Below are 2,633 nucleotides of genomic sequence, written 5' to 3'. Positions count from 1 at the left end.
ACTATATATTTCGGCCCCAATTTCAAAAAAATCACTGAGCCCCCCGAGCTTATAACTAGTCTCTACAGCTCTGTTTTTTCGGGCATAGTTATCTGCCTTCCAGAATTGGTTCGGATCAAATGCCGGCAGATTGGCCATCGCGTAAATCTGGCCGCTTTTGGCATCCATTAAAATGGCTGATCCAGCTTCACCATCAACTTTTTTTAGAAGCAGCTCAAGTTTTGCTTCAAGTAGAATTTGTACGTCGATATCAATTGACAGTATAAGCGAGGAGATTGAGAGGCTGTCTTTTTCGTTTTCTGGAATTGTTTCAAATTGCAGAGAGCTTGAGATAGTTTCTCCGCGGAGAATACTGTCATAGATAAACTCTACGCCGGCTAATCCATTTTCCTTTTCTGCATACCCTAGAACATGAGAGGCATGGCCCTTAAAGGGATAATAGCGCCGACCTTCATTGACCAAATAAACCCCTTCCAAATTGAGAGACCGGACACTTTGTGCTTTTTCTCTGCTGACATTATGCTTGAGCCAGATAAAGCTTCGCTCAGTGCGCAAATCACTCATCAATTCTTCAACTTCCAAATCCAATAGATCAGCAAGTGTAACAATTGTCACATGTCTATCTCGAAGCTCAAGGGGTCTTATATAAATTGACGTAACCTCAATACTTTGGGCCAAAACCTCCATATTCCTGTCGTGTATGGATTTTCTGGCGTTAAGAAGCTCTTCAGCCTGGCCATTATTTTTGCCGCCCGGAACTACCTTTGTAGCAGGTTCATCTATACTGATACTGTTGCCTTCCCCTCCCGCCCTATCTTGTTCACCTTCAAAAAAACCGCCCTTATAGAGATAAACCAACAAACCAACCAGGACTAAACATACGACAATGCCAACCCGCGGCTTCTTTTTGCTTTTACTTTTATACTTGCCGTATTTCATTGGCCTGCTCGTTTGCATGGCCGGTGAACAATCATAACTGTCTTACCTGTTTCCCCTTAGGTGAGTGAAGACCCATCCCAGCGGCTGCCAGAACAATTTTATCCTTCTCTAAAAGCATATTGCGCTGCGCATATAGTCTCTGTTGATCGATTATTAATTCCAGTTTTACGGTCTGTTTTAAGGCAAGTTCTTTTAAGCCTGATTTAATAAGCAATCCAAAAACCAGACAAGAAATCACCCCAATTACCAGAACTGTAGTCAAAACTGCGCCAGCGACCTTCCGAAAAGTTGTATTCCGACGAAAAGAAACCGTTCTAACATCTATCGTCTGTTTACCCTCAAATATGCTTGAAAAATCCTGAATCATGCTGTCCCCACTTTACATGCGGCCCGGAGTTTAGCGCTCCGTGCACGCGGATTGTTAACCAGTTCTTGTGTTGAAGGAGTCACTGGTTTCTTAGTAACGACTCTTAAAGAACTGCTGGCCTGGAAGGCTCGCTTCACCATTCTGTCTTCAAGAGAGTGGAATGAAATAACGCATAATTTTGCTTCATTTTTCAACATTTCCGGTGCACTTTTTAAAATTGATTCAAGGTTGTCTAGCTCTGCATTAACAGCAATCCTGAGGGCCTGGAACACCTTGGTTGCAACATGTATTTTTTGGGGCCAGTACTTGCGGGGAATAGCTGCTTCAACTATGGCGACCAACTGATCGGTTGTTTCAATTTTTGTTTCCCGGCGACGCTCTACAATAAATTCCGTAATCCGCCTGGCCTGACGCTCTTCACCAAAATAAAAGAAAATGTCAGCCAGCTCATCGGCCGAGGCTTTATTAATCAGGTCTGCCGCAGTGCTCCCGCGCTCTGCATCCATGCGCATGTCAAGTGCCTGACTTCCTTGAAAACTAAATCCTCTTGAGCTCTTATCTAACTGGTATGATGATAAGCCTAAATCAAGCAGAATACCGTCAACGCTATCAAATCCTAACTCCACCAGCTTTGCTGGTATTGTGGTGAAATTGTCCGAAACAAAAACAATTCGATCTTTAAATTTGGCTAACCGTTGTCTGGCAAATTCCATTGCCTCTCTGTCCCAATCAAAACCAATCACTCGCCCACCGGGGGAACTTAAATCCAGAATTTTCTCGGTATGACCGCCCATTCCGAGGTTACCATCGACGTAAACCCCGCCATCTTCGGGATCAAGCAAATTCATAGCCTCATTGAGAAGTACAGATTGATGCATATTTACCTTTCATTTTTTGTAACCATTTTTATAGCAGGCCAGTACTTAGCAGGCTCACTTCAAACTTATTAAAATCTTCAGGTGTCGGCTTACTGTCGACCTCCCAACTTTTCTTATCGAGTATTTCAAAATAGGTCATAACACCGCTTACGACGACATCCTTCTCAACACCGCACTCCTCTCTGAGCTTTGGCGGCAGAAGAATCCTGCCCTGTTTATCAAGACTACACTCGACAACCCCACCGATCATGTAACGGATCATTTTTTTCATGTCCGGTTGCTCCCGAAGACTTGCCAGAAGGGTCATTTCCATCTTTTCCCATTGTGGTAGCGGGTACGCCTTCAAGCATTTCATCCATGGAGTTACCATGAGGCGATCATCGTACTGCTTGCGCAAAACATCCCTGAACCTGGCGGGAATACTAAGCCGCCCCTTGCCATCGAGCGAA

The 2,633-nt window shown here is 44.2% G+C and carries 4 protein-coding genes; all 4 read right to left on the bottom strand.

The window, feature by feature from the left end; all coding sequences use genetic code 11:
- A partial coding sequence (locus tag HQK80_16365) for a hypothetical protein (GenBank protein ID MBF0223764.1) occupies window positions 1-939 on the bottom strand: 939 nt, incomplete at its 3' end.
- A gap of 31 nt (window positions 940-970) precedes the next feature.
- The gene (locus HQK80_16360) at window positions 971-1,306 is read right to left on the bottom strand and encodes a hypothetical protein (GenBank protein MBF0223763.1); all 336 of its coding nucleotides are present in this window, start codon (window positions 1,304-1,306) and stop codon (window positions 971-973) included.
- Window positions 1,303-2,184 carry a 16S rRNA (cytosine(1402)-N(4))-methyltransferase RsmH gene (rsmH, locus tag HQK80_16355; protein MBF0223762.1) on the bottom strand — a complete coding sequence of 294 codons (882 nt, stop codon included), beginning with the start codon at window positions 2,182-2,184 and terminating at the stop codon, window positions 1,303-1,305. Before rsmH ends, HQK80_16360 begins: the two co-directional genes overlap by 4 nt.
- A gap of 28 nt (window positions 2,185-2,212) precedes the next feature.
- Window positions 2,213-2,633: division/cell wall cluster transcriptional repressor MraZ (locus tag HQK80_16350; protein ID MBF0223761.1), on the bottom strand; the 421-nt coding region annotated here is incomplete at its 5' end.

This window comes from Desulfobulbaceae bacterium (assembly GCA_015231515.1).
Classification (GTDB): domain Bacteria; phylum Desulfobacterota; class Desulfobulbia; order Desulfobulbales; family VMSU01; genus JADGBM01.
The sequence above is the reverse complement of the archived record's forward strand: the minus strand, read 5'-3'. Positions and strand labels throughout refer to the sequence as shown.

Excerpts from the sequence above, each read along its gene's own strand:
- HQK80_16360 (MBF0223763.1), bottom strand. The coding sequence starts at position 1,306 with ATGATTCAGGATTTTTCAAGCATATTTGAGGGTAAACAGACGATAGAT.
- rsmH (MBF0223762.1), bottom strand. The coding sequence starts at position 2,184 with ATGCATCAATCTGTACTTCTCAATGAGGCTATGAATTTGCTTGATCCC.